Genomic DNA, 25,380 nt, shown 5'->3' on the forward strand with positions numbered 1-25,380 from the left:
ACCGGAGAGACCATCATGCTTCACCCTCACACCATCGGCATCGTCGGCACCGGCCAGGTCGGCATGGCCGCCGCCTTCTCGCTGTTCCAGCAACGCATCGCCAACGAGCTGATCCTGGTCGACCGCGACCAGGCGCGCGCCGAGGGCGAGGCGATGGACCTGATGCACGCCCAGGGCTATGTCGGACGGCGCCGGGTGCGCGCCGGCGACTATGCCGATCTGGCGCGGGCGCAGATCGTCATCGTCACCGCCGGGGTCGCCCAGCGCCCCGGCGAGAGCCGACTGGAGCTGCTGCAACGCAATGTCGCGGTGTTCCGCGAGATCGCCGAGCAGCTCGACCGCCACGCCCCGGAGGCGCTGCTGCTGATCGCCTCCAACCCGGTCGACCTGCTCACCTACGCCATGGAGCAGCTCTCCAGCCGTCCGCGTCACCGCGTCATCGGCACCGGCACCATGCTCGACACCACCCGGCTGCGCACCCTGCTCGCCGAGCACTTCCAGGTCGACCCCCGCTCGGTCCACGCGCTGATCCTCGGCGAACACGGCGATTCCGAGTTCGCGGTGTGGAGCCAGGCCAACATCGGCGGCACCCCGATCCGCGGTCACGACATCCTCGGCAAGCGCTGCGACCGCTCCTGCCGCGACGCTCTGCTCGCCAAGGTGCGCGGCGCCGCCGGCTCAATCATCGAGCGCAAGGGCTACACCAACTGGGCCATCGGCCTGGTCATCGCCCACCTGGTGCGCACCATCCAGGAGGACCAGGGCAGCGTGCTCCCGGTCACCACCCGGCTCGACGGCGCCTACGGCCTCCACGACATCTGTCTGAGCATCCCGGTGCGGGTCGGCATCGAGGGCGCCGGCGCGCCCCTGCCGCTCCCGCTCGACGACGAGGAACGGGCGGCGCTGGCGCATTCGGCGGGGGTGCTGCGGGGGTTCATTGATGGGCTGGGGCTGGGGTGAGGCCGCTCCAGTCCTCCGCCAACGCGCGCCCAGTCGCGAGGCCGAGAGGCAGGCGTTCCAGGGCTCACCCGAATACCTCCGGCAACTCGCCCAGATCGGCCACCACCCGATCAGGCTCGTCGCCCCAGGGGTCGAAGGGCTGCTCGGGGTCGCGCCGGACCCAGGCCGCGCGCATGCCCGTCGCGCGGGCGCCGATGACGTCGAAGGGGTTGCTCGAGACCAGCCAGGCGTGCTCGGGCCGCGCCCCGGTGGTGGCGAGGAAGTGGGCGTAGACGGCCGGATCGGGCTTGAACGTGCGCACCGCCTCGACACTGACCACACCGCTGAACCGGTCCCTGATCCCGGCATGATCGAGCAGCGTCTCGACCGCCTCGGCGGTGCCGTTGGAGAAGGCGTAGAGCCGGTGTCCGGCGCGCGCCAGCGCGGCCAGCCCGGGGGCGACGTCGGCGAAGGCCGGCAGCCGCCGGTAGCCCTCGATCAGGGCATCGAGCCGCACCGCGTCGGGGGCGATCCGGTAGGCCCGACAGGTCTGCTCCAGGGCGTCGCGGGTGCAGCGCTCGAAGGTGTCGTATCGCCGCATCAGCCCGCGCCGGAAGGCGTATTCGAGCTGGCGGGCACGCCAGTCTCGAGAGAAGGCCGGGGCGGCCTCGCCCACCAGCGGGGTCAGCGCCGGGATCAGCCCGTGGGTGTCGATCAGGGTGCCGTAGACGTCGAAGGCGAGGGTCTGGGTCATGGTCGTCTCCTGTGGTGTGGTTCAGCGCGCGCCGGCCTCGAGGTCGATCAACGCCTGCTTGGTGCGCAGCCCGTGGGCGAAACCGGCAAGCCCGCCGTCGGCGCCGATCACCCGGTGACAGGGGATGATCAACGGGATCGGGTTGCGGCCGATGGCCGCGCCCACCGCGCGGGCCGCGCCCGTCCGCCCGATCGCACGGGCGATCTCGCCATAGGTGTTCAGCGTGCCGTAGGGGATCTCGCCGAGCCGGGCCCAGACCCGGCGCTGGAAGTCCGTGCCGGTGGGGTGGATGGGCACCGTGAACGCCGTCCTGTCACCGTCGAGATAGGCCCTCACCTCGGCCCGGGCGACGGCGAAGCGCTCGGGGCGATGATGCCAGTCGGGCTCGATGCTGAACGCGCGCGCGCCGCGCTCGCCGCTGTCGAGATGCAGCTGTGTCAGCCCGCGCGCGTCGGCGACGAGGACGACGGCGCAGAGCCGGGTGTCGAATCGGGTGTAGTCCATGGTTCGGCTCCAGGGTGAGCGGGCGCGCGCGTGCGCGGCGCCGGGTCAAGGCTCGGCGGGCGCGGCACGCACCGCGTTGGTGTTCCACAGGCAGAGCGCGGCATAGGCCCGGTAGGGCCGCCAGCGCTCGGCGTGACGCAGCGCCTCGGCGCGTGTCATCGGGCGCTCGCGGGTCAGTGCCTTGACGATCCCCAGATCGGTGACCGGGAAGCTGTCGACCAGCCCCAGACCGCGCATCGCCACATAGTCGGCGGTCCACTCGCCGATGCCCTTGACCGACAGGATGTCGCGCTTGAAGGACTCGGCCGGCTGGTGGGGCGAGAGCGAGAACACCCCTTCCTCCAGCGCCCGACAGAGCGCGTGGACGGCGGCCTGACGCGCCCTGGCGAGCCCGATCGTGGAGAGATCCAACCCCGCCAGTCGGGCGCGATCGGGGAAGAACCAGTCGAATCCCTCGGGATAGTCCGCCGGGGTCGGCTGCGCGGCGCACGCCGCCAACCGCGCCGCCAGCTCCCCGGCGAAGCGCACCGAGACCTGCTGCCCGAGGATCGCCCGCACCGCGAACTCGAACGGATCGAAGGCGACCGACAGCCGGGGCACGGCGCCGTCCTCCAGTCCCGGGCGCAGCAGGTCGTCGGCGGCGAAGCGCGCCTGGATCTCGGCGAAACGGGTCTCGAGATCGAACATCTGCCTGACCCGCGCGGCGATCTCCATCGCGCAGGCGATGTGCGCGGAGTGGATGCGCAGCGCCAGCGCCGAGCGCGCCGGGTCGTCGGTGACCACGAAATAGCCCTCGGCGATCTCCGCGCGTCCGAGCAGGGCGACGCGGAAGGTGCGCGCGTACTGTGTCGCGGTGACGACCTCGACGCCGCGGATGGCGCGGCGGCGGAGGAAATCGAGGACACGACCGAAGTCGAACCCGGGGTCGTAGTCGAGGGCATAGGACAGACAGCTGTCCTCGAGCCCCTGATGGCGTCTCATCTCGCGCAATGCTCCTGGTGTCTGACCGAAGACCTTCCTGAACACCTCGTTGAACTGCCGCACCGAGCCGAACCCCGAGGCGAAGGCGATGTCGGTGATCGGAAAGGTCGAGTCGAGCAGCAGCCCCTTGGCCAGCACCGCCTTCTGCAAGGCCCCGACCTTGACCGGCGGGACGCCGAGGAAACGCACGAACAGGGCACGGAGCTGGCGGGCCGAGAGCAGCAGCTCGGCGGCCAGGTCGTCGACGCCGTGGTGGTGCAGATAGCCGCGCTGGATCAGGTCCAGCGCCATGGCGACGAGCTGTCCGCCCTCGACGTGGGCGTGGCGCGTCCACGAACGCATGTCCGGGCGGCAGCGCAGACAGGGCCGGAAGCCCTGCTCGACGGCCTCGAACAGGGTCGCGAAATAGGCCACGTTCTCCTCCAGCGCCCGCGGCGCGGGACAGGAGGGGCGACAGAAGACGCCGGTGGTCCTGACCCCGAAGTAGAAGCGACCGTCGAAATCGGCATCCCGGCGCAACCGCGCGCTGCGGTAGAGTGCGAGATCATCGGGTGCAATGGTCGAGGTCATGTTCGCTCCGAGCGCGGATGTGCGGGTGCTCGGCGAGAATTCTCCGACCGGGCGGCGACGACGAACAAGCGATTTTCGGAAGTCGCTCTCGCCCTCAGCGCCCCCGACGGCGCGACACGACAACCACCTCGGTAGCCCGCAACGATGAAGCACCACTCCCCCACCCACGGCGCCTTCCTCATGGTGCTGCTCGCCAACGCCGGCTTCGCCTTCAAGGGCGTCTTCGCCAAGCTCGCGCTGACCAGCGGGATCACCCTCGGCGGGATGCTGATGCTGCGCATCGCCCTGGCCATGCCGCTCTACTGGATCGCCGCGCGCACGCTCAGCCGCGCCGCCGCGCCGCTCACCGGGCGCGATTGGCGCGACGGCTTGCTCATCGGCCTGCTCTTCACCCTGGCGACGGTGGCCGACTTCATCGCCATCGACCGACTCGGCGCGGGCCCCTCGCGGATGCTGCTGTTCACCTATCCGCTGATGGTGCAACTGCTCGTCGCCTGGCGCGCGCGGCGCTGGCCCACCCGGCGCGAGCTGGCGGTGTTCGTGGTCTGCTACACCGGACTGGCGCTGCTGTTCGCGCCCCGGGGCCTCGCCGGCGATCTCGGCCCGGCCGGGTGGATCGGCATCGCCTGTGGGTTCGCCTCGGCGGCGAGCTATGCCTGCTTCCTGGTGTGGGTCCAGGACACCGCCCGACGCATCGGCTCGGCGCGCTGCACCGCGCTCACCAACACCAGCACCTTCCTGGTGTTCTGCGGCTATGCGCTGTTCGGCGCCGCGCCCGCGGACTTCACCATCCCGGCCGAGGGCCTCGGCTGGGTGGCGCTGATGGTGGTGGTCGCCACCGTGCTCCCCTTCCTGCTGCTCTTCGAGGGCATCCGCCACACCGGCGCGGCGCGCGCCAGCCTGATCGCGCTGAGCGGCCCGGTGATCACCCTGGTCGCCGCCTGGGCGATCCTCGACGAACGTCTGCTGCCGCTCCAGGGTCTCGGTCTGGTACTGATCATCGGCGCCATCGGCTCTCTCCAGCTCGGCGGCGACGCGCTCGCGCGGCTCGTCCGTCGCCTGCGACCGTCGTCGCGCCCTGACGGCGGGCGAGCGATACGATAGGGACGCACCCGATCAGCCGGACCACACCGAGGACGACAGCCATGAAGGCGCTCGCGACACCCATCAGACAGGCAGCGGCCAGCGACCGCGAGGACCTCGCAAGGCTGCACATCGCATCCATCCAGGGTCTGTGCGCCGGGCACTACGAGGCCGAGGCGCTGCGCGCCTGGACCGCCCTGCTCACCCCGTCCGTCTATGATCAAGCGCTGGCGGAAAAACTGGTGCTGGTCGCCGAGCAGCCCGGACACGGAGCGGTCGGGCTGGCGATCCTCGATCCCGAGGCGGCGGAGATCAGTGCCCTCTACGTCCACCCCGAGGCCGTCGGCAAGGGGGTCGGCACGGCACTGCTCGAGGCGATGGAGCAGCGCGCCGGGGCGGCCGGCATCCTCACCCTGACGACCCGTGCGACGCTGAACGCACGGGGCTTCTACGCCGCGCGCGGCTATCTCGACGTCGGCCCCGGCCACCATCGACTACCGGGCGGCGTGCGACTCCCCTGTGTCGCCATGACCAAGACGCTCGGCTGAAACCGGACCGAGCCCGGGCGGCGAGGCCGGACGCATCTGCTAAGGTTCAGGGGCGTGCCCCTGCATTCCATACCCATTGAACCGGCACGCGCGTCCATCGCCCGCCAATTCAGGAGCAGGAATCCAGCCATGATGAGCCAGATGAAGATGCTTGCCGTTGCACTCACCCTGTCGCTGAGCGCGCCGACGCTGGTCGCGGCCGACGATCAGGCGCTGCGCGTCAAGGCGCAGACGGCGAGGTTGCAGCCCATCCCCGAGGTCATCGAGGATCCGGTGGACAACCCGGTGACGCCGGAGAAGGTCGCGCTGGGCAAGCTGCTGTTCTTCGATCCGCGGCTCTCGGCGAGCGGGCTGATCAGCTGCAACACCTGTCACAACCTGGGGATGGGCGGCGACGACAACCTGCCGACCTCGGTCGGTCACGGCTGGCAGCGCGGGCCGCGCAACGCACCGACGGTGTTCAACGCCATCTTCAACGTCGCGCAGTTCTGGGACGGACGCGCCGCCGACCTCAAGGCCCAGGCCAAGGGACCGATCCAGGCCGCCGTCGAGATGGCCAACGAACCCGCACAGGTGGTCGCCACACTGCAGAGCATGCCCGAGTACGTCGAGCACTTCGCCGCCGCCTTCCCGGACGCGCCCGAGCCGGTCACCTTCGACAACACCGCCAAGGCGATCGAGGCGTTCGAGACCACGCTGGTGACGCCCAACGCCCCCTTCGACCGCTTCATGCGCGGCGAGGACGACGCGCTGAGCGCCGAGCAGAAGGAGGGGCTGGCGCTCTTCATCAACCGCGGCTGCACCGCCTGTCACGGCGGCGTCAACCTCGGCGGTCAGGGCTACTTCCCGTTCGGTCTGCTCAAGCGCCCGGGGGCCGACATCCTGCCGCCGACGGACAAGGGACGCTTCGAGGTCACCCGTTCGGCGACCGATGAATACGTCTTCCGCGCCGCGCCGCTGCGCAACATCGCGCTCACCGCGCCCTACTTCCACTCCGGCGCGATCTGGGACCTGAAACAGGCCGTCGCGGTGATGGGCACGGCGCAGCTCGGCAGCGAGATCGGCGAGGGCGAGGCGACCAAGATCGCCGCCTTCCTCGAGGCCCTGACCGGCGAGGTCCCCACGATCACCTATCCGATCCTGCCGGCCGAGACCGAGACCACGCCCAAGCCCCAGCCCTGAGTACCACCCAGCGCCGCGCCCCTCCGCCGCGAGGGGCGCGCGCCGACCCACCCCGCCCGGCTGGCAGCCGATTTGACCCGCATCAAGGCCGCCGCCGCGCCGTCCTCGCTAGCCTGATCGACGCTGCCTGCGGTCCCGCGCCGCGCCCAGCCGACAACCGCCGCCGCGCGGCGGCTCATCCAGCGATCGAGATCCCCCATGCCCACACCCGCCGTCCTCGGACAGGGCTTCCGCCCCTTCTTCCTCGCCGCCACCCTCGCGGCGATCGCCGACATCGTGCTCTGGCTGGCGATGCTCCACGGGTACTGGCCCTGGCCGCACCACCTCAGCGGGGTCGGCTGGCACGCCCACGAGATGCTCTTCGGCTATTTCGCTGCGGTGATGGCCGGCTTCCTGCTCACCGCCGCGCGCAACTGGACCGGGGTCGCCACCCCCACCGGGACCACGCTCGCCGCGCTGCTCGCGCTCTGGCTCGCCGGACGGGTCGCGCCCTGGCTGGGCGGGCCGCCGCTGCTCGCCGCCGCGCTCGATCTGGCCTTCCTGCCGGCGCTCGCTGTGGCGCTGCGCGACGCGCTGTGGCACGGGCCCAACCGCGCCAACCGTGCCTTCATGGCGCTGCTCGCGGCGATGTCCCTGGCCGGGGCGATGGCGCACCTCGGCGCGCTGGGCTGGCTCGCCGGGGGCGAGACGCGCGGTCACCGGCTGATGCTCGATCTGGTGGTGATCCTGCTGGTGCTGATCTCCGCGCGGGTGATGCCCTTCTTCATCGAGCGCGGGCTCGCCGGGGCGCGACCGCGCACCTGGCCCGCGCTCGAGCGCGCGCTCCCGGCGCTCGGCCTCGCCCTGGCGCTGACCGACCTGATCGCGCCGCTCGGCGTGCTCGCAGGTGCCCTGGCCATCGCCCTCGGCGGCGCGCTGCTGGTGCGTCTCGCCGGCTGGCACGACCGACGCCTCTGGCGCACGCCGATGCTCGCGGTGCTCTATGTCGGGCTGCTGTGGCTGGCGCTGGGGCTGGTGCTCGACGGACTCTCGGCGCTCGGCGCACTCGCCCCGCGCGGCGCGCTGCACGCGCTGACCGTCGGCGCGATCGGGGTGGTGACGCTGGGGATGATGGCGCGGGTCACGCTCGGGCACAGTGGTCGGCCGATGCGCGCCGGGCGGACGACGCGCGTCGCCTTCGCGCTGATCAACCTCGCGGCGCTCGCGCGCGGGCTGGGGCCGGTGGTACTGCCGGAGGGCTACAGGCTCTGGCTGGTCGTCGGCGGCGCGTGCTGGATCGGCGCCTTCGCGCTCTTTCTGTGGGTCTACGCGCCGATGCTGGTCAGACCGCGGGCCGATGGTCTCATCGGCTGTCGCGCCGGCGCGAAGGACGCCCCGAGGCAGCCATCGGCCGGCGCGCGCGCACCCCTCACACCCGGAACTTCTGCATGATCCGCGTCATCGCGCCGTGAGAGGACTCCAGATCGGCGATCAGCGAGCGCAGATCGGCCATGGCGCTGGCGATCTCGCCCGACTCGCCCTTGACCGTCGCGACCTCGGCGGCGATCTCCTCGGCGGCGGCGTGCTGACGCTGCGCGGCCTCGGCGACCAGCTCGATCTGCTCGCGGATGCCCTCGATCTGGGCATGAAGGTTGTCGATGTTGCCGAGCGAGCGCGCGCTGCGCTCCGAGGTGCGCTGGCTGGTGTCGCGGATCTCTTCCATGATCTGGCGCAGCGCCTCGGCCTCGCTCCTGATCGCGGCGAGCACCCCGCCGATTTCACCGGTGGCGGTCTGGCTGCGGATGGCCAGTTGCCGCACCTCGTCGGCGACCACCGCGAAACCGCGCCCGCTCTCGCCGGCGCGCGCGGCCTCGATCGCGGCGTTGAGCGCGAGCAGGTTGGTCTGCTCGGAGATGGCGTTGACGCTGTCGAGAATCCGCGCGATCGACTGGCTCTTGTCGTTGAGGCTCGCCGTCGAACCGAAGGCGCGCTCGTTCATCCCCGCCAGCGCCTCGATCGCCTGCTGGGTGCCCTGGGTCATCTCTCGCGCCTCCCGCGACAGCTCGGTGAACCGCACCGTGCTGTCGAGCGCGCCCTCGGCGGCCTCGGTGATCCGCCCGGAGGTCTCATTGAGCGACTGCGTCACCCCGGAGATGCCATGCACCGCGCCATCGGCACTGGCCACCTGGGCCACCACCTGGTCGGAGACGCTCTCGACCTTGTGGATGCTCGCGCTGGTGGAACGGTCGCTGACCACCAGCTGCTCGACCACCTCGCGCAGGTTGGCCACCATGCGATCGACCGCGCGCAGGATCAGCCCCAGCTCGTCGCGCGAGTCGTCGGCCAGACGCAGCGACAGATCGCCGGTCGAGGTGATGCGATCGAGCGCCTGTCTGACACGATCGATCTTGCCGGTGAGCTTGCGCGCCACCGCCACCGAGACCAGCGCGACCAGCGCCAGCAGCACCCCGAAGACGACGAAGGAGACCGCCACGGTCAGCTGCGCCCGCGACTGGCGCTGCTCCATGGCGGCGAGGATGCCTGTCCTGACCGCGTCCATCAGCGCCTTGACCTCGCCGATATAGCGCGTTGCCGCAGCAAACCAGTCGGCGGGTGACGGGTACTCGCCGGTGAGCGTGCCCGACTCGGCGAGCAGGCGATTCTGCACCCGATCCATCATCCGCGCGGTCTCCGAGTTCACCACGACGTTGAACTGGCGCTGCAACCCAGGGGCGGTCTCCGTGCTGAACTGCCCCACCGCGCGGCGCAGATCGGCGACATAGAAGCGCAGCGCCTGCTGCGCGGCCGGGGTGATCTCGCCGGCCGAGAGCACGCCGTTGACCTTGCCGCGGAGCTGGCCGAGCTTCTCCTTGACCCAGGCGAGGTGCCAGGACATCAACAGCTGGCGACGGGCCAGATCGTCACCGATATGACCGATGCACTTGACGAAGAGATCGAGGGCGTTGGCGTTGATATCGGAGTAGAAGCCGAAGGCCTCGGCGCCGCTGCGCGCGTCGACCTGGGTGCGGATACGCGAGCGCCCGGCGGCAAGCTCCACCAGCCGGCGCAGGCCATCGACCAGATCGCCGTAGCCGAGCCGCGCGGGGTCGATCAGCGCCTCGACCCGGGCGAGCGCCGCGTCGGCACGCTCGCGCTGGGCGAGGATCTTCTGGTGCAGCGCGGCGTCGCCCGAGCCGATATAGCCGGCCGAGAGTCCACGCTCGACGGCGAGGTTATGGGCGACCGCCTCCACCGCATAGGCGACGTCGACGAGATGACGGTTGTGCCGGGCCTGCGCCACCTGATCGAACTGACGCGAGATCACCAGCCCGGAGAGCGACAGCAACGACAACAGCGCGATGGCGAGGATGACGGCGAGCGCGACCTTCAGGCTCAGATGCTTGAACATGGAGCGATTCATCCCTTGACTGATGAGGCAGGCGCGCGCGCCACACCAGTGCCCCCGGAGGCGGAGACGGCGGCCAATTCATCATCGGCGGGAGGGGCCTGGCACGCGACTCGGTGAGACCTATCTGTGTACGGATGCTCGCAGTCACAAGGTCGTGCCGGACGGCGGCGGACGACTGACCTTCGCCCTCCCGATCATTGATCAAGGGGGGGGGCAAAGGCGGGACGACGGTCTCGGCCCCGCGCCTGGGCGGCGCGGCGAACCACACGAAAAGGACACGAAAAGTCAATCCATCGCGCGTCTGTCCGTGCGGACGGCGCCGCACGGACAGCGCGGGCGAGGTCAGTCGGGCCTAGTCGGTCGCGGCCAGCTCCAGCATGACCTCGTTGCGACGCAGGAAACCCGGGGTGAGGGGGTCGTTGTAGTAGGCATAGGTCGGCGCGCCGGCGACGGCGAGGCCGCGCGTCTCGAGCCAGGCGCGCAGCCTCGACTCCTGCTCGGCGATCAACGCATCGGTGGCGCGTCCGGAGAAGCGGATCGCGGCCACGCGACGCGGCTCCAGCGCGCGCAGCCGCACCGTCTCGCCCGCCGGTGCCGGCAGGCTGTCGAGGTCGTAGCGCGCCGGCATGATGAAGCGCACCGCCCACTGACCCGCCGCGTCGGTCGGGGTCTGGGTGACCGGAACCGTCATCGCGATCGGCTCGTCGGCGGGCGTCTGGGTCACCGGGGCGGTCATCGACACCGACTCGCCCTCGCGCTCCTTGGCGAAGATATAGCCGGCCAGCGGCCCGAAACCCGCGCTCAGCGCCGCGCGCCGGTCGCCGTCGCGGCGCACCTCGGCGACGATCAGCGCCGGGTAGTCACGGATCTCGATCGTCTCGTCGCGCTCGACCACCCGGTAATCCGGGGTCTCGACGTTCTGCACCACGAACACGAACACCGCCATGGCGACCACGCCGAGCACGGCCATGGCGCCGATCAGGATCAGCACGAACTTCATTGATCAAACCTCCGGGGTCGGAAACAGGGGGGATTCAACGCTCGCCGGACTCGGGACCCAGCCCGCCGATGCGCAACAACTGGCTGACCAGCTCGCCGGTGTCGTCGTCCGCACCGAGCTGCTCGGCGGGGGTCCAGGAATAGTCGGTCTCGAGCCGGTAGGAGCCGACGAACGCGTGCGGCACCGCGCCGCCCCAGTCCTCCGGCGAGAGCATCGAGAAGAAGGTGCGACCATCGGCGCGACGATAGAGGTGATAGGTCTTGCCGGGGATACGCTTGAAGGCGCACTGGGCCTGGTTGAGCGCCTGCTCGACCTGGGCGTCGGCCAGCACCTTGCGCGCCTCCTGCTGGAGCAGCTTGATCTGATCGGCAATGACGCGCAGCTTGGCCCCGGTGCGGGCACCGAGCATCGCCTCGGCCCGCTCGACCTCGGCGGTGAGCTCGCGGGTATCGAAGGCCGGGGCCAGCCGGCTGACCGGATAGGGGGCGCTGCGCTCGTCTCCGGTGTGCAGCACCGGCTTGTGGTCGTCGCTCATGCAATCTCCTGAATCACTGATCTCACCGGCAACAGATGGCGCTGGCGGACGAAGAACTCCAGCCACATCCGAGGCCCGGTGGTGCACATCGAGGGTCGATGCCGGGTATTCTACCCACCAATCCAGCCCCATCGCTTCGAGCCGGCCATACCATGCACGCCCCTGAAGAGACCCGCCACGCCCAACGCATCAGCACCGCGCTCAGCGCGCGCATCGACGCGGAGATCGCCGCCAGCGCCGACGCCCTGCTGCCCTTCGACCGCTTCATGGAGCTGGCGCTCTACGCCCCCGGGCTCGGCTACTATGTCGCCGGCGCGCCCAAGTTCGGCCGCGGCGGCGACTTCATCACCGCCCCCGAGTACTCGCCGCTGTTCGGCCAGTGCCTTGCCGCGCAGTGCGCCGAGGCGCTGGCGCGGCTCGGCGGCGGCGACGTGCTGGAGTTCGGCGCCGGCAGCGGCGCGCTCGCCGCCCAGGTCATCACACAACTCGCCGCGCTCGACCGGCTGCCCGAACGCTATCTCATCCTCGAGCCCAGCCCCGACCTGCAGGCCGCCCAGCGCGAGCGCCTCGCCACCCTGCCCGCGCCGCTGGCCGCGCGCTGTCACTGGCTCGAGCGGCTGCCCGAGGGGTTCAACGGGGTGGTCATCGGCAACGAGGTGCTCGATGCCATGCCGGTGCACCGCTTCGCCATCGGCGCCGCGGGCGAGGTGCTCGAGGTCTTCGTCACCGGCGAGGACGGGCAGTTCCGCGAGGTCCAGGCCGCGGCGCGCTCGCCGGGGCTGGTCGAGGCGGTCGAGGCGCTGCAGGCGGCGGGGCTGGCCCGCGCCCCCGGCTACGGCTCCGAGATCAACCTCCGGCTCGGTCCCTGGTTCGCCGCGCTCGACGGCGCACTCGAACACGCCCTGGTGCTGCTCGCCGACTACGGCTATCCGCGTCCGCTCTACTACCACCCCGAGCGCGACATGGGCACGCTGATGTGTCACCACCGCCATCGCGCCCATGACGACCCCTACCGTCACCCCGGGCTGCAGGACATCACCGCCCATGTCGACTTCAGCGCCGTGGCCGAGGCCGCGACGCGCGCCGGCTTCGGGCTGGCCGGGTTCACCACCCAGGCGCATTTTCTCATCGGTTGCGGCATCGACACCCTGCTCGCCGCCGCCCCCGACCCGCTCGATCTCGCCCAGCAGGCCAAGCAATTATTGCTGCCCGACGCCATGGGCGAGCGCTTCAAGGTGATCGGGCTGACGCGCGGACTCGACGGTCCGTGGCGCGGCTTCGGCGAGCGCGATCTCGGCGATCGACTCTGACCGGTGCGGCCACGGCGGGCTATGATGGCGGCTTTGTCGCCGTCACAGGACCCGCACCATGCCGCTCGTCGAAGTCATCGCGCTGATCGCCCTCGGTCTCTGCTCCGGCCTGCTCGCCGGGCTCTTCGGGGTCGGCGGCGGGGCGGTGATCGTCCCCGCGCTGATGCTGCTCTTCCCGCTGTTCGACCTCGGCGGCCCCTGGCTTGCGCACCTGGCCGTCGGCACCTCGCTGGCGACCATCATCGGCACCGGGATCGCCTCCACCCTCGCCCACCACGGTCGCGGCGGGGTGCGCTGGGAGCTGGTCGCGCGTCTGGCCCCGGGGATCGTGCTCGGCGCCTGGATCGGCGCGGCGCTCGCCGGGGTGCTGCCCGAGGTCTGGCTGCGGCGGCTGTTCGCCGTCTTCCTCGCGGTGATGGGGCTGCGCATGGTGCTGCGCGCACGCGCCCCGGCGGGCGATCGCCCGCTGCCGGGCTGGCGCGGCATGCTCGGCGCCGGCGGCGGCATCGGCGGGCTCTCGGCGCTGGTCGGGATCGGCGGCGGCACCCTCACCGTGCCCTTTCTCGGCGCCCACGGGGTGGAGATGCGCCAGGCCGTCGGCACCTCGGCCGCCTGCGGACTGCCGATCGCCATCGCCGGGATGATCGGCTTCGTGGTGGTGGGCTGGGGACGCGAGGGCCTGCCGGTCGGCAGCACCGGCTTCGTCTACTGGCCGGCGGTGCTCGCCATCCTGCTGGCGAGCATCCCCAGCGCCCCGCTCGGTGCGCGGCTCGCCCACACGCTGCCGGTGGCGCTGCTCAAGCGGCTGTTCGGCGCGCTGCTGCTGTTGATCGCCACCCGGCTCGCGCTCGGCGGCTGAGTCCCGCTCAGCGCTCGGCGCCGAGCACCAGACGACGGTAGAGAAAGATCTGGCCGCTGGCGTCGCGCAGCGCCAGCCGGCCACGGTCGAGCGCGAACTCGAAGCGATGATCGAACTGGGCGCGCGGGTTGGTCAGCTCCAGCCAGCGCTCGGCGATGCGCAGCTCGCCGTCGATATAGCCGCCGTGGGCCGAGTAGAGCCGGTAACGATCGCCCTGCACGATCAACAGACTGCCGTCGCTGCCCTCCCACTCGCCATCGAGCGAGGTCACCCCGGCCGCCTCCCCGAGCGAGCGCGCAAACCGCTCCATGCCTCCGGCGCCGGGCATCCCCAAGGTATCGAAGGCCGAGGGCCAGCCCGGCACCCCGGCCTGCCCCGACCAGCCGCCGCGCTGCGGCGCGAACAACCCCATCGCCTCCATCATCTGCGCCATGGCATCGGCCATCGCCTCGCGCGAGATCCCCCCCGAGGCCAGCGCCAGCGGCGCGACGGCCAACGACGCGCACAGCGCGCAGACCCACGAGGAACGACGGAGGGACAGCATGGACATGGACAGGGAACGACAACGGTGACCACGGAAGGCGCGCTAGTGTAGCAGACGGGACCGGCGCGGCGGGCTGTCCAGCCACCAGCCGTCAGCCACCAGCCGTCAGCCGCCAGTGGGGAGGGTTGGCGCACTGACGACGGCAGAGGCCGATGTCTTGCGGCGACGGTGGGGGAAGAGCGCCCGCTGGTAGCTGACGGCTGACGGCTGGCGGCTGGTCGCTGACGCCCCGCCTCACTCCCCCGCCGGTGCGACCCGGGGCGCCAGCCAGTCGCGGACCCGGGGGCGGTCGCTGTCGAGTCGGGCGGCGTAGATGGCGCGGTAGGTGAGCACCCGCTCGACATAGCCGCGGGTCTCGACGAAGGGGATGGTGGCGATCCAGCGGTCGGTGGCGAGCGCGCGCGTCGGGCGCCACCGCGCGACCCGCGCGGGGCCGGCGTTGTAGGCGGCGGTGGCCAGGGCGACATGCTCGAAACGCCCCTGCATCCGCGCCAGATAGGCGCTGCCGAGACCGATGTTGCGCCCCGGGTCGAGCAGCGCCCAGCGCGACTCGAGCGGCGTGCCGAGCGCTTCGGCCATGTCGCGCGCGGTGCTCGGCAACAGCTGCATCAGCCCGACGGCGCCGGCGTGCGAGGCGAGCGTGCGCGCGAACACGCTCTCCTGGCGGATCACCGCGAACACCCACGCCGGGGCGAGCCCCTGGGCGCGCGCGGCGGCCTCGACCTCGGCGCGATGGGCGAGCGGGAAGCGCAGCGCCAGATCGTCCCAGTAATCGGTGCGCGCCAGGGTGCGGATCGCCTGATCGTGCCAGCCGAAGACATCGGCGACATAGGCCGCGGCGAGCAGGTCGGCGCGGTCGAGGTCGCGGGTCAGCGCGCGCCACTCGCGGCGCATCTCGGTGTCGCGCCCGAGGGCGTCGAGTTCGCGCATCCGCCGCACCGGCGCCAGCGCGGTGAGGCGGGCGATGCGCGCGGGCTCGGCCGGGGTCACCCGGTGGTGCATGCGATAGGGCAGGTCGAGTCGGTCGGCGGCCATGAAACCCCACAGGCTGCGCGCGCGGGCGGCGCGCGCGAACAGCGCCCGCGCCGCCTCCGGGTGCCCCAGCTCGGCCTCGGCGCGGGCCTGCCAGTAGAGCCAGCGATCGGTCTTGACCTCGCCCTCGGGCATGCGCTCGACCCAGCGCGCCACCCAGTCCCACTCGCCTCGCGCGAGCGCCGCGCGCAGCCGTCGCTCCTGCGCATCGAGCGTCTCGGGCAGGGCGTGCAGCCCGTCCCACAGGGCGAACCCGCCGGCGGCATCGCCGCGCTCCACCAGCGCCTCGCCGAGCGCGGCGCGGACCCGGTCGGCGGCCTCGGCGTCGAGGTCGAGCGCCGCGCGCCACCGCGCGAAGGCAGTACGCGCGCGCTCGGCATCGCGCGCGGCAAGCCGTGTCAGCACGTCGGCGAGGATCACCGCGCGCAGCGGCTGCGGGGGCAGCGCGGCGCCGGTGTCAGGCAGCCGCTCGGGGGCGGCGCGCAGCGCCAGCCAGCGTTCGAGCCAGGGGCGCTCGCGCGCCGGCAGATCGGCGCCGAGATGACGCGCGAGTCCGTCCTGGCCGGCCTCGAGCGCGAGCCGGATGCGCGCCCACACCCGCTCCGGGGTCAGTCCCCCGGCGGCGCGCCAGGCATCGAACACCGGGTCGCAGGCATCCGGCTGAGAACGCCCGCTGCGCCACAGCGGCTCGACCTCGGCGAGTGCGCGCGCGCTCGCGCCGGTCTCGATCAGCGCGCGCAGATAGAGACAGCGCCGCTCGACATCCTCCTCGGGCCGATAGAGCCTGCGGTAATCGGCCCAGCGCCCGGCCGCGGCGAGGCGTTCGAGATAGGCGCGGCGCAACCGCCAGGCGAGCTGGCTCTCGGGCTCGACGGCGAGGAAACGCTCGATGGCCGCGTCCGGCGTGTTGTCGAGGTCGGCGGTGAGCTCGGCGAAGCGCAGATAGGGATGGAGCGGATAGTCGCGCAACGCCCGTTCGAGCCGGGCGAAGGTCTCGCCATCGCCCTGCTCGAGCGCGCGCTCGGCGGCGAGGAAATCGGCGCGTGCCTGGAGCGTGTCGAGACCACGCGCCTGCGCCGCGCCCACCGCCAGCATCAGCACCAGCAAGGGCGCGCGCCAGAGACGACGAGGCCAGCGACGGGCAAACGGCGCCACCACGCTCACCCGCGCATCCGGGAGGGCGCGACGGCGCGGGCGTTGCCCTCTCGCCGACAACGACGATAATGGAACAGGGGATGCGGTCGCGCATCACGATCGATTCGCACGGTAACGGACTCCCGCGCCAGCGCATCAGTCAACGGGCATGGTCCCGGGCGACGGCGCCCGGAGTCGCTAGCATAACCAAGCCCGACCAGCAGCGTCGATGGGTCCCGATCGGGAGAAACCGACATGCCACAGACTCGACCACCCGCCGTTGCCGGGCGCTTCTACCCGGCCAGCCCCGAGGCGCTCGGCGCCGAGATCGACGGCTATCTCGCCGTCGCCGCCACCGGCCCGACGCCCAAGGCGATCGTCGTCCCCCACGCCGGCTATCGCTACAGCGGCGCGATCGCCGGACACGCCTATGCGGCGCTCGGCGAGGCGCGCGCGCGCATCCGCCGGGTGGTGCTGCTCGGCCCGGCGCACCGGGTGGCGGTGCGCGGCATCGCCACCAGCGCGGCGACGGCCTTCGCCACCCCGCTCGGTGAGGTCGTGCTCGATCAGGTCGCCATCGCCCAGGCGCTGGCCTTCGACTGGGTGCACACCCTCGAGGCCGCGCATGCCGAGGAGCACAGCCTGGAGGTCCAGCTGCCCTTCCTGCAGCGCGCGCTCGATGACTTCTCGCTGGTCCCGCTGGTCGTCGGCGAGACCCCGACGGCCGAACTCGTCGCCCTGCTCGAGGCGCTGTGGGGCGGCGCGGAGACGCTGATCGTGGTCAGCTCCGATCTCAGCCACTACCAGCTGCGCGCCGAGGCCCAGGCACTCGATCGCGCCACCTCGACGGCGATCGAGCGGCTCGACGCCGCGGCCATCACCCCGGATCACGCCTGCGGCTGCTATCCGCTGCGCGGCCTGCTGGCGCTCGCCCGACGCCACGGGCTGGCCGCGCACACCCTGGCGCTCGGCGACTCGGGCGCGGTCTCGGGGACCCCGCAACAGGTCGTCGGCTATGGCGCCTATGCCTTCCACTGAACGCGCACTCGACGCCGCGGCCCGCGCCCTGCTGCTGCGCGTGGCGCTGCAGGCCATCGACCACGGGCTCGCGGGCGGCGCGCGGCTCGACCCCGACCCCGCGCGCTACCCGCCGCCGCTGCGCGCCGAGGGCGCCTGCTTCGTCACCCTCGAGCACGCCGGTGCGCTGCGCGGCTGTGTCGGCAGCCTCGAACCGCGACGGGCGCTGGTGCGTGATGTCGCCGCCAACGCCCACGCCGCCGCCTTCGCCGACCCGCGCTTCGCGCCGCTGGACGGCGCCGAGCTGGACGGGCTGCACCTGGAGATCTCGGTGCTCTCCCCGCCGGTCGCGATCGACTGCACCGACGAGGCCGGGTGCCGCGCCGCGCTGCGCCCCGGTGTCGACGGCGTGGTGCTGCGCGCGGGACGGCGCCGCGCGACCTTCCTGCCCGCGGTCTGGGCGCAACTGCCCGAGCCCGCCGCCTTCCTCGCCGCGCTGCGTCTCAAGGCCGGGCTCGGCGCCGATGACTGGCCGCCCGAGCTGCGTCTGGAGCGCTACACCACCGAGCACTTCGGTGCCACCGTCGCAGCACTGCGCGAGACCCCGGCCCCACCGTCCTAGCCCGTCTCAGTGCCCGGCGGTGCGCGAGAACAGGTTGATCACCAGTACCCCGGCGAGGATCAGCCCCATGCCGAGGATCGCCGGCCAGTCCGGGACCTGACCGAACACCAGGGCGCCGATCACCGCGATCAGCACGATCCCCATCCCCGCCCAGATCGCATAGGCGACACCGATGGGGATGGTACGCAGCACCAGCGCCAGACAGTAGAAGGCGGCGGCATAGCCGATCACCACCACCAGACTCGGCACCAGCCGGGTGAAGCCGTCGGAGAACTTCAGCGCCGAGGTCGCGATCACCTCGGCGATGATCGCCAGCCCGAGATACACATAACCCATACGTAGACTCAAGAATCACAGTGCCGCGCCGGCCCCGCCGTGCGGCGGCCCGGTCGAGCAATCGGTTCAATGGATCGGGGTCCGGTCGAGGACCCCGGAGAGCATGCCCGTGCGAGCGCGCGCTCAGCCCGGCAGCAGCGTCTGCAGCCGCATGCGGTCTTCGAGCAGGATCGGGCGCGCGGTGCCATCGGGGCCGAGCAGCGCATCGATGCGCGCCACCGCCGTCGGGTCCTCGGGCAGCGCATAATGATCGAACACCGAGCCGATCAGCTCGCTGCGATCCTCGAAGCGCCAGCAGCCACTGAACCCGGCGTCGTAGGCGAGGCGCAACGGACAGCGCGCCACCGCGCGCTGCGCCGCGGCGACCTCGGCACCCTCGTCGACGAGTTGGGCGAACACCCGCTCGAGCCGCCCGCTCTCGTCGGGCTCGATCACCAGCACCCGCCCGCCCGGGGCCAGCACCCGCGACGCCTCGGCGAGCGCCCGCGCGGGATCGCGATGATGGTGCAGCGACAGGGTGAAGACCACCAGATCGAAGCGCGCCGGGGCGAACGGCAGGCGCTCGCCGCTCGCCGCCACCAGCGCCTGAGCGGGCAGGCGCGCGCGCGCCGCATGCAGCGCCGACTGTACCGGATCGAGCGCCACCAGCGCACCGGCACGCGCGGCCAGGCGCGCGCTGACCCGGCCACTGCCGCAACCGATCTCCAGTACCCGCGCAGTCGCGAGATCGGCCTGCTGTTCGATCTGCTCGAGCATCCGTCGGTCGGTATCTCTCTGCATCACCCCTCCACGCTCGAAGTCGTTCAACCGCCCGCCACCCGCGTCTCGATCCACTGTCGCGCCTGCTCGCGCAACGCCACCGCGGCGCCCCAACCGGCGCCCGCGGGGACCAGCGGCGGCCCAATATACACCCTCACCCGCCCGCGCCGCGGTGAGAAAAGGCGGGCGCCGGCGAGCAGCTCGCGGGTGCCGTCGAGCGCCACCGGCACCAGCGGCGCCGCCGTCTCGGCGGCCAGCGCGAAGGCGCCCATGCGGAAGGGCAGCAGGCCGGGGCGGACGCGGAAGGTCGCCTCGGGAAAGAGCGCCAGCGGACACCCGGCGGCGAGCCGCGCGTGCAGCTCGGCGAGCGCCGCGCCGCCGGCGCGGACATCGAAGCGATCGACCAGCACGCAGTCGAGCCGCCGCAGGAAGTAGGCGGCGAGCCGGTTGCGTCCCAGCTCGCGTTTGGCGACGAAGCACAACGGACGGCCGATCGCCTCGGCCAGCACCAGGGCATCGACATAGCTCTGGTGGTTGGCCACCAGCACCCAGGGCGCGCCCGGCGGGGGCAGCCGCTCGCGCCCCGCGACCTCCAGGCGCACGCCGACGAGCCGGCGCAGCAACCCGGCGGCACGCCGCGCCACCGCCCAGCGCAGCCCCCGCCCCGGCAGCAGCGCCACCGCCAGCCAGCACGGCGGCGCGATCAGCGCCAGCATCAGCCAGACATGGACGGCGTAGAGCCGCTGCGGCAGCGTGCCGAGGTCGGCCAGCATGCGCACCCGCAGCCCGGCGAGGGTGACCCGCGCGAGCTGCCACCAGGGCGAGGCCGGCGTCGTCTGGATGCGCCCGGCGAGATAGCGCGCGCGGGTGTCGCCGCGCCGCAGCTTGCCGCTGGAGGTCTTGAGCACCGCTCGCGGCGGCGCGAGCACGATCTCGTCCGGCGGCGCGCCGAGCACCTCGCCGGCGCGCGCGAGGATGCGCTGGCGCAGCAGCGCGCGCCGCCCGGGGTCGCGCTCCTTGGTCTCGGCGACCACCACCAGGCGCTCGCTGCCCTGCCCCGAATCGCGCGCGGCGAAGGCCACCACGCAGCCCTGGCGCACCCCGCGCAGGGCGCCGATGGCCTGCTCCAGCTCGTAGGGGTAGAGGTTGCGCCCGCCGCGGATGATCAGATCCTTGACCCGGCCGGTGAGATGGATCTCGCCGTCGGCGAGATAGCCGCGATCGCCGGTCTCGTGCCAGCCGTCATGAATCAGCTCGGCGCTCGCCTCGGGGTTGCGGTAATAGCCCCGGGTCGCCGAGGGCCCCTGGAACTGCACCAGCCCCTCGTGACGCTCGGGCAAGGGCACGCGCCGAGCGTCGACCACCCGCAGCCGATACCCCGGCAGCGGCCGACCGCAGCCGACCACGCGCTGCGCGCCGGGGTCGTCACAGTCGACGCGCAGCGCATAGCCGCTCTCGGCGAGGCGCTCGCGATCGATGCAGTCGATCCTCGGCCCCCGGGTCGGCGGCGGGAAGCACAGCCCCACCGCCGCCTCGGCCAGCCCATAGACCGGGGCGAGCGTCTCGGTGCGCAGCCCGCAGCGGGCGAAGCGCGCGGCGAAGCGCTCCAGGGTCTCGGCGCTCACCGGCTCGGCGCCGTTGAAGGCGCGGCGCCAGCTGCCGAGGTCGAGCCCGGCGAGCTGCTGCTCGCCGATGCGACTGAGACAGAGCTCGTAGGCGAAGTTGGGCGCCGCCGAGAGGGTGGCGCGATGATCGGCGATCGCCTGCAGCCAGCGCCGGGGCCGGGCGAGAAAGGCCAGCGGCGAGAGCGAGACCAGCGGGATGGCGAAATAGAGGCTGCCGAGCCAGGCGCCGATCAGCCCCATGTCGTGATAGAGCGGCAGCCAGCTGACGAAGCGGTCCTCGGGGGTGATCGCCACCGCCTCACCCATGGCGCGGATGTTGGCGAGCAGCTCGGCGTGGCTGAGCATCACCCCCTTGGGCGCGCCGGTGCTGCCCGAGGTGTATTGCAGGAAGGCGAGGTCGTCGGCCGTCGCCGCCGGCGCCTCGATCACGCTCGGCTCGCGCTCGAGTCCGTCGAGGGTGAGCACCGCGCCGAGCGCCGGCAGCTGCAGCCGCAGCACCGCCGCGACCCGCGCCGCCGCGCCCTCGGTGAGCATCGCCACGCAGCCGGCGTTGGCGAGGATGCGGGCATGCCGGCGCAGATGATCCTCGATGAGCTGGGGACGCGCCGGCGGGTAGATCGGCACCGGCACGGCACCGGCGCGCAGCACGCCGAAGAAGCTGAAGAAGTAATCCGGCCCGCTCGGCAGCATCAGCGCCACCGTCTCACCAGGACGCACCCCGGCGCCGCGCAGCCGGTTGGCCACCCGTGCCGCGCCCTCGGCAAGCTCGCGATAGCGGATCGGGTGGACGCGGTCCTCGGCGTCGTACCAGTGGATGTGCACCCGCTCGCCCTGACGCGCGCAGTGCCAGTCGAGCACCTCGAGCAGGGTTTCGGCCTCCGCCGGGGTGCCGGCGTGGGCGTCGGGGTCGGGCACCAAGCGCAGGGTCGGCCCCGGCCCCACCGCGCCGCGCGCGCGCGCCAGCGCCTGCAGTTCGGCGACGGTGGCGGCGAGCAGCGCGCGCTCGGGCAGCTCGATCCCGAGTCCCTGCTCGATGCGGGCGTTGAGCTCGGCGCGGCTGAGGCTGTCGAGCCCGAGGTCGGTCTCGAGCCGGGTGTCGGGCCCGATGGTCTCGGGGGCGATGGCCAGGCGCGAATCGCGGGCGAAGGCGCGCACCAGCGCCAGCAGCGGGTCGGCGGGGTCGGACATGAGGCTTTTCGCTCCTGGCGCCGCGCGCGGCGCCCGGCATCAGTCGTGGATGGGCTCGGCGGGCGCCGCCAGCAGTCCCTCGCGCACCAGCACCGCGTGCACCCGGCGGGCGCTGCGCGCGAGCGCCGAGAGCTCGGCAAGCCCCGGGCGGGCACCGGCGGCCAGGCGCCACTCCCAGTCGTCGAGCTGTTGCTCGATGAACTCCAGCAGCTTGGGCGCGCAGCCACCGGCGCAGGCGCCGTGACAGACCCGGGCTGCGGGGTCGTCGAGCGGCAGCTCGCGGCGGATGCGCGCGATCAGCGCGCGCATCGCCGTGGGGCTATCGGGTGGCATCGGCGCGGCGGCGCCAACCGGCGCCCTTGAGCCACTCGCGCAGGGACTGCATGACGAAATAGGTCACCGGGATCAGCAGGATACCGACCACGGTGGCGGCGAGCATGCCGCCGAACACCGCCGTGCCCAGCGCCACCCGCGAGCCGGCCCCGGCCCCCGAGGCGAACACCAGCGGGAGGATGCCGAGGAGGAAGGAGAGCGCGGTCATCATCACCGCGCGAAAGCGCAGCCGCGCGGCCTTGACCGCGGCATCGTAGATCGACAGCCCCTCGACCTCGCGCTGCTCCTTGGCGAACTCGACGATGAGGATGGCGTTCTTCGCCGCCAGCCCGATCAGCATCACCAGCCCGATCTGGGTGTAGAGGTTGACGTCGAGCCCGGCGGCGCCGACCGTGGCGAGGGCGCCGAACACCGCCACCGGCACCGCCAGCAGCACCGCCAGCGGGATCGACCAGCTCTCGTACTGGGCGACGAGGAAGAGATAGACGAACAGCAGCGCCAGACCGAAGATCAGCGGCGCCTGCCCGGCGGCCTCGATCTCCTGGTAGGACATGCTCGTCCACTCGTAGCCGAAGCCGCTCGGCAGGGTCTCGTCGGCGGTGCGCTCCATCGCCGCGATCGCCTGCCCCGAGCTGTAGCCGGGGGCGGCCGCGCCGGAGATATCGGCCGAGCGGAAGAGGTTGTAGCGGGCCATGATCTGCGGCCCGGTGATGGTCTCGACCTCGGCCAGGGTGGCCACCGGCACCATCTCGCCGTCGCTGCTGCGCACGAACAGACGGAGGATGTCGCTCGGGGTGTCGCGGAACTCCCCTTCGGCCTGGGCCATCACCCGCCAGGTGCGGCCGAACTTGTTGAAGTCGTTGATGTAGACCGAGCCGAGCTGGGCCTGGAGGGTGGCGAACAGCTCGTTGAGCGGCACCTGCAGGGTCTCGACCTTGTCGCGATTGACCTGGAGGAAGAGCATCGGCACGTCGGCGCGGAAGGTACTGAAGGCGCTGCCGATCTCGGGCTGGCTGTTGGCTGCGACGATGAAGCCGCGCATCGCCGCGGCGAACGCCTGCAGGTCGCCGCCGCTGTAGTCCTGGAGCACGAAGGAGAAGCCGCCGGAGTTGCCAAGGCCGGGGATCGCCGGCGGCACGAAGGGGATGACGTTGGCGTCGATGGTGCGCGCGGCCACGCCCTGGGCGGCGGCGACGATCGCCGGCAGGCGCAGCCCGGTGTCCTGGCGCTCGTCCCAGGGCGCGAGCACCGGGATCACCAGTGCGCTGTTGGAACCGAAGGCGCCGTTGAGCATCGAGTAGCCGGACACCGAGATGACGTTGGTCACCCCGGGGATCTCCAGCAGTTGCTGCTCGACACGCCCGAGCACGGTCTCGGTACGGGTGAGCGAGGCGGCGTCGGGGAGCTGCACCTCGATGAAGAAGTAGCCCTGATCCTCTTCGGGCAGGAAGCCGCTGGGCAGGTGGGTGAACAGCCAGCCGGTGGCGGCGATCAGCCCGACATAGAGCAACGAGATCAGCGCGGCGCGGCGCACCGTCATCTTCACCGCGGCGGTATAGCCCGCGGTGAGCCGGCCGAACAGCCGCTCGAACCAGTTGAGCCAGCGCAGCGGCTTGCGCCCCGGGCGCAGCAGCACCGAGCACAGCGCCGGGCTCAGGGTCAGGGCGTTGATCGAGGAGATCGACACCGCCACCGCGATGGTCACCGCGAACTGCTGGTAGAGCTGGCCGGTGATCCCGGGCATGAAGCCGACCGGCACGAACACCGCGAGCAGCACCAGGGTGGTGGCGATCACCGCGCCGCCGACCTGATCCATCGCCTTGGCCGTCGCCGCCTTCTGGTCGAGCCCCTCCTCGGCCATCAGCCGCTGCACGTTCTCGACCACGATGATGGCATCATCGACGACGATGCCGATGGCCAGGATCAGCGCGAACAGCACGATGGTGTTGAGGGTGAAGCCGAGCACCGCGAGCACCGCGAAGGTACCGATCAGCGACACCGGGATGGCGATGCCGGGGATCAGCGTGGTGCGCCAGTCGCCGAGGAACAGGAACACCACCAGCACCACCAGGCCGACGGCCTGATAGAGCGTCACCTTGACCTCGTCGATCGAGGCCGAGATGAAGTTGGTGGTGTCGTAGAGGATGGCCTGCTCCATGCCATCGGGGAAGCGCTCGGCGAGTTCGGCAAGCTGCGCGCGCACCGCCGCGGCGGTGGCCAGGGCGTTGGCGTCCGGGGTCTGGTAGACGGCGAGCACCACCGAGGGGCGCCCGTCGAGCCGCCCCGAGGCGGAATAGGCCTGGGCGCCGAGCTCCACCCGGGCGACGTCGCCGACGCGGATCGCCGAGCCGTCGGGATTCATGCGGATGATGATGTCGGCGAACTCCTCGGGCTCGGTCAGCCGCCCCTTGGTGGTCACCGTGTACTGGAACTGCTGATCGACCGGCGCCGGCGGCGCGCCGATCTGACCGGCCGGCACCTGCACGTTCTGTGTCGCCACCGCGTTCTGGAGATCGGCGACGCTCACCCCCAGCGCGGTCATGCGATCGGGCTTGAGCCAGAAGCGCATGCCGTAATCCATCACCCCAAGGATCTCGGCCTTGCCGACCCCGTTGACGCGCCCGAGCGCGTCCTTGATGTTGATGGTGGCGTAGTTGTTGAGATAGAGCGCGTCGAGGCTCAGATCGGGCGAGTAGAGGTTGACGATCAGCAGCATGTTGGTCGACTGCTTCTCGGTCTTCACCCCCTGGCGGCGCACCTCCTCGGGCAGCTTGGGCTCGGCCTGGGCGACGCGGTTCTGCACCTTGACCTGAGCCATGTCGGCGTCGGTGCCGATCTCGAAGGTGACGGTGAGGCTGTAGCGCCCGTCGTTGTCGGACTTCGAGGACATGTAGATCATGCCCTCGATGCCGTTGACCTCCTGCTCGATGGGGGCGGCAACCGTCTCCTCGACGACCTCGGCGCTGGCCCCGGCGTACTGGGTGCTGACGCTCACCGTCGGCGGGGTGATCTCGGGGAACTGCGCCACCGGCAGCCCGAGCAGCGCCAGCACCCCGGCCAGCGAGATCACGATGGAGATGACGAAGGCGAACTTCGGCCGGTTGATGAAGAACTTGGACAGCGTCATCGCAATGCTC

General features: G+C 71.9%; 22 protein-coding genes. 9 read left to right on the forward strand and 13 right to left on the reverse strand.

Annotated elements, in window-relative coordinates; translation table 11 throughout:
• Window positions 1–15 precede the first annotated feature (15 nt).
• Window positions 16–960, forward strand: a complete 945-nt coding sequence (locus EDC29_RS07725; protein WP_132229250.1) for an L-lactate dehydrogenase — start codon at window positions 16–18, stop codon at window positions 958–960.
• Window positions 961–1,024: 64 nt separating this feature from the next.
• Here the strand turns inward: EDC29_RS07725 and EDC29_RS07730 are convergent, their stop codons facing one another.
• Genes EDC29_RS07730 through EDC29_RS07740 form a run of 3 tightly spaced genes read right to left on the reverse strand, consistent with a single transcriptional unit; the run spans window position 1,025 to window position 3,748 of the window.
• On the reverse strand, window positions 1,025–1,693 hold the full coding sequence (locus EDC29_RS07730; protein WP_132229253.1) for a haloacid dehalogenase type II: 669 nt from the start codon (window positions 1,691–1,693) through the stop codon (window positions 1,025–1,027).
• 21 nt (window positions 1,694–1,714) lie between these two features.
• On the reverse strand, window positions 1,715–2,197 hold the full coding sequence (locus EDC29_RS07735) for a methylated-DNA--[protein]-cysteine S-methyltransferase (RefSeq protein ID WP_132229255.1): 483 nt from the start codon (window positions 2,195–2,197) through the stop codon (window positions 1,715–1,717).
• Window positions 2,198–2,242: 45 nt separating this feature from the next.
• Complete coding sequence (locus tag EDC29_RS07740) at window positions 2,243–3,748, reverse strand: DNA-3-methyladenine glycosylase 2 family protein (RefSeq protein ID WP_132229257.1); 1,506 nt, start codon at window positions 3,746–3,748, stop codon at window positions 2,243–2,245.
• Window positions 3,749–3,892: 144 nt separating this feature from the next.
• Between EDC29_RS07740 and EDC29_RS07745 the strand changes: the two genes are divergently transcribed.
• The 4 genes from EDC29_RS07745 (at window position 3,893) to EDC29_RS07760 (ending at window position 7,992) form a co-directional block, all read left to right on the forward strand.
• Window positions 3,893–4,852 carry a DMT family transporter gene (locus tag EDC29_RS07745; protein WP_132229259.1) on the forward strand — a complete coding sequence of 320 codons (960 nt, stop codon included), beginning with the start codon at window positions 3,893–3,895 and terminating at the stop codon, window positions 4,850–4,852.
• Between the two features lie 41 nt (window positions 4,853–4,893).
• Window positions 4,894–5,379, forward strand: coding sequence for a GNAT family N-acetyltransferase (locus EDC29_RS07750; protein WP_132229261.1), 486 nt, complete (start codon window positions 4,894–4,896; stop codon window positions 5,377–5,379).
• A 129-nt stretch (window positions 5,380–5,508) separates the two neighbouring features.
• Window positions 5,509–6,561: a cytochrome-c peroxidase gene (locus EDC29_RS07755; RefSeq protein WP_132229263.1), complete on the forward strand. Its 1,053-nt coding sequence runs from the start codon at window positions 5,509–5,511 to the stop codon at window positions 6,559–6,561.
• Window positions 6,562–6,759: 198 nt separating this feature from the next.
• Window positions 6,760–7,992, forward strand: a complete 1,233-nt coding sequence (locus EDC29_RS07760) for an NnrS family protein (protein WP_132229265.1) — start codon at window positions 6,760–6,762, stop codon at window positions 7,990–7,992.
• Here the strand turns inward: EDC29_RS07760 and EDC29_RS07765 are convergent.
• The 3 genes from EDC29_RS07765 to EDC29_RS07775 form a co-directional block, all read right to left on the reverse strand.
• On the reverse strand, window positions 7,970–9,949 hold the full coding sequence (locus EDC29_RS07765) for a methyl-accepting chemotaxis protein (protein ID WP_132229267.1): 1,980 nt from the start codon (window positions 9,947–9,949) through the stop codon (window positions 7,970–7,972). The two genes, EDC29_RS07760 and EDC29_RS07765, sit on opposite strands and share 23 nt — an antisense overlap.
• A 352-nt stretch (window positions 9,950–10,301) precedes the next feature.
• Entirely contained in the window at window positions 10,302–10,949 is a 648-nt protein-coding gene (locus EDC29_RS07770; RefSeq protein ID WP_132229269.1) for an SOUL family heme-binding protein, read from the reverse strand.
• Between the two features lie 34 nt (window positions 10,950–10,983).
• On the reverse strand, window positions 10,984–11,484 hold the full coding sequence (locus tag EDC29_RS07775) for a C1orf50 family protein (protein WP_123141514.1): 501 nt from the start codon (window positions 11,482–11,484) through the stop codon (window positions 10,984–10,986).
• Between the two features lie 152 nt (window positions 11,485–11,636).
• On the opposite strand from EDC29_RS07775, the gene EDC29_RS07780 reads away from it, so the two are divergent.
• Together EDC29_RS07780 and EDC29_RS07785 are read left to right on the forward strand one after the other, a co-directional pair.
• Entirely contained in the window at window positions 11,637–12,794 is a 1,158-nt protein-coding gene (locus EDC29_RS07780) for a class I SAM-dependent methyltransferase (protein WP_123141513.1), read from the forward strand.
• Window positions 12,795–12,852: 58 nt separating this feature from the next.
• On the forward strand, window positions 12,853–13,653 hold the full coding sequence (locus tag EDC29_RS07785; RefSeq protein WP_123141512.1) for a sulfite exporter TauE/SafE family protein: 801 nt from the start codon (window positions 12,853–12,855) through the stop codon (window positions 13,651–13,653).
• Window positions 13,654–13,660: 7 nt separating this feature from the next.
• Here EDC29_RS07785 and EDC29_RS07790 read toward each other — a convergent pair whose 3' ends face one another.
• Both EDC29_RS07790 and EDC29_RS07795 read right to left on the reverse strand, forming a co-directional pair.
• On the reverse strand, window positions 13,661–14,203 hold the full coding sequence (locus EDC29_RS07790) for a hypothetical protein (protein WP_132229271.1): 543 nt from the start codon (window positions 14,201–14,203) through the stop codon (window positions 13,661–13,663).
• Between the two features lie 228 nt (window positions 14,204–14,431).
• Entirely contained in the window at window positions 14,432–16,384 is a 1,953-nt protein-coding gene (locus EDC29_RS07795) for a transglycosylase SLT domain-containing protein (protein ID WP_243695636.1), read from the reverse strand.
• A 234-nt stretch (window positions 16,385–16,618) separates the two neighbouring features.
• Between EDC29_RS07795 and amrB the strand changes: the two genes are divergently transcribed.
• Window positions 16,619–17,401 (forward strand): AmmeMemoRadiSam system protein B, encoded by a 783-nt coding sequence (gene amrB / locus EDC29_RS07800; protein ID WP_123141509.1) that lies wholly within the window; start codon window positions 16,619–16,621, stop codon window positions 17,399–17,401.
• A complete protein-coding gene (amrA, locus tag EDC29_RS07805) occupies window positions 17,388–18,002 on the forward strand; it encodes an AmmeMemoRadiSam system protein A (RefSeq protein ID WP_338086187.1) in 615 nt (204 codons plus the stop codon). Before amrB ends, amrA begins: the two co-directional genes overlap by 14 nt.
• 6 nt (window positions 18,003–18,008) lie before the next feature.
• Here amrA and EDC29_RS07810 read toward each other — a convergent pair whose 3' ends face one another.
• The 5 genes from EDC29_RS07810 to EDC29_RS07830 form a co-directional block, all read right to left on the reverse strand.
• Window positions 18,009–18,338: an SMR family transporter gene (locus EDC29_RS07810; protein WP_123141507.1), complete on the reverse strand. Its 330-nt coding sequence runs from the start codon at window positions 18,336–18,338 to the stop codon at window positions 18,009–18,011.
• Window positions 18,339–18,461: 123 nt separating this feature from the next.
• The gene (locus tag EDC29_RS07815; protein ID WP_132229275.1) at window positions 18,462–19,118 is read right to left on the reverse strand and encodes a class I SAM-dependent methyltransferase; all 657 of its coding nucleotides are present in this window, start codon (window positions 19,116–19,118) and stop codon (window positions 18,462–18,464) included.
• Window positions 19,119–19,141: 23 nt separating this feature from the next.
• On the reverse strand, window positions 19,142–21,910 hold the full coding sequence (locus EDC29_RS07820; protein ID WP_132229277.1) for an AMP-binding protein: 2,769 nt from the start codon (window positions 21,908–21,910) through the stop codon (window positions 19,142–19,144).
• Window positions 21,911–21,949: 39 nt separating this feature from the next.
• Window positions 21,950–22,219 (reverse strand): hypothetical protein, encoded by a 270-nt coding sequence (locus tag EDC29_RS07825; RefSeq protein ID WP_223806097.1) that lies wholly within the window; start codon window positions 22,217–22,219, stop codon window positions 21,950–21,952.
• 10 nt (window positions 22,220–22,229) lie between these two features.
• A complete protein-coding gene (locus EDC29_RS07830) occupies window positions 22,230–25,370 on the reverse strand; it encodes an efflux RND transporter permease subunit (RefSeq protein ID WP_123142631.1) in 3,141 nt (1,046 codons plus the stop codon).
• Between the last annotated feature and the right edge of the window lie 10 nt (window positions 25,371–25,380).

The organism is Marichromatium gracile (assembly GCF_004343155.1).
Lineage (GTDB): Bacteria > Pseudomonadota > Gammaproteobacteria > Chromatiales > Chromatiaceae > Marichromatium > Marichromatium gracile.

Coding starts and splice junctions, on each gene's coding strand:
- EDC29_RS07825 (WP_223806097.1), bottom strand. CDS start 22,219: ATGCGCGCGCTGATCGCGCGCATCCGCCGCGAGCTGCCGCTCGACGAC.
- EDC29_RS07755 (WP_132229263.1), top strand. CDS start 5,509: ATGATGAGCCAGATGAAGATGCTTGCCGTTGCACTCACCCTGTCGCTG.
- EDC29_RS07810 (WP_123141507.1), bottom strand. CDS start 18,338: ATGGGTTATGTGTATCTCGGGCTGGCGATCATCGCCGAGGTGATCGCG.
- EDC29_RS07830 (WP_123142631.1), bottom strand. CDS start 25,370: ATGACGCTGTCCAAGTTCTTCATCAACCGGCCGAAGTTCGCCTTCGTC.
- EDC29_RS07815 (WP_132229275.1), bottom strand. CDS start 19,118: ATGCAGAGAGATACCGACCGACGGATGCTCGAGCAGATCGAACAGCAG.
- EDC29_RS07770 (WP_132229269.1), bottom strand. CDS start 10,949: ATGAAGTTCGTGCTGATCCTGATCGGCGCCATGGCCGTGCTCGGCGTG.
- EDC29_RS07750 (WP_132229261.1), top strand. CDS start 4,894: ATGAAGGCGCTCGCGACACCCATCAGACAGGCAGCGGCCAGCGACCGC.
- EDC29_RS07740 (WP_132229257.1), bottom strand. CDS start 3,748: ATGACCTCGACCATTGCACCCGATGATCTCGCACTCTACCGCAGCGCG.
- EDC29_RS07730 (WP_132229253.1), bottom strand. CDS start 1,693: ATGACCCAGACCCTCGCCTTCGACGTCTACGGCACCCTGATCGACACC.
- EDC29_RS07820 (WP_132229277.1), bottom strand. CDS start 21,910: ATGTCCGACCCCGCCGACCCGCTGCTGGCGCTGGTGCGCGCCTTCGCC.
- EDC29_RS07785 (WP_123141512.1), top strand. CDS start 12,853: ATGCCGCTCGTCGAAGTCATCGCGCTGATCGCCCTCGGTCTCTGCTCC.
- EDC29_RS07790 (WP_132229271.1), bottom strand. CDS start 14,203: ATGTCCATGCTGTCCCTCCGTCGTTCCTCGTGGGTCTGCGCGCTGTGC.
- EDC29_RS07765 (WP_132229267.1), bottom strand. CDS start 9,949: ATGTTCAAGCATCTGAGCCTGAAGGTCGCGCTCGCCGTCATCCTCGCC.
- EDC29_RS07725 (WP_132229250.1), top strand. CDS start 16: ATGCTTCACCCTCACACCATCGGCATCGTCGGCACCGGCCAGGTCGGC.
- amrB (WP_123141509.1), top strand. CDS start 16,619: ATGCCACAGACTCGACCACCCGCCGTTGCCGGGCGCTTCTACCCGGCC.
- EDC29_RS07735 (WP_132229255.1), bottom strand. CDS start 2,197: ATGGACTACACCCGATTCGACACCCGGCTCTGCGCCGTCGTCCTCGTC.
- EDC29_RS07775 (WP_123141514.1), bottom strand. CDS start 11,484: ATGAGCGACGACCACAAGCCGGTGCTGCACACCGGAGACGAGCGCAGC.
- EDC29_RS07760 (WP_132229265.1), top strand. CDS start 6,760: ATGCCCACACCCGCCGTCCTCGGACAGGGCTTCCGCCCCTTCTTCCTC.
- EDC29_RS07780 (WP_123141513.1), top strand. CDS start 11,637: ATGCACGCCCCTGAAGAGACCCGCCACGCCCAACGCATCAGCACCGCG.
- EDC29_RS07745 (WP_132229259.1), top strand. CDS start 3,893: ATGAAGCACCACTCCCCCACCCACGGCGCCTTCCTCATGGTGCTGCTC.
- amrA (WP_338086187.1), top strand. CDS start 17,388: ATGCCTTCCACTGAACGCGCACTCGACGCCGCGGCCCGCGCCCTGCTG.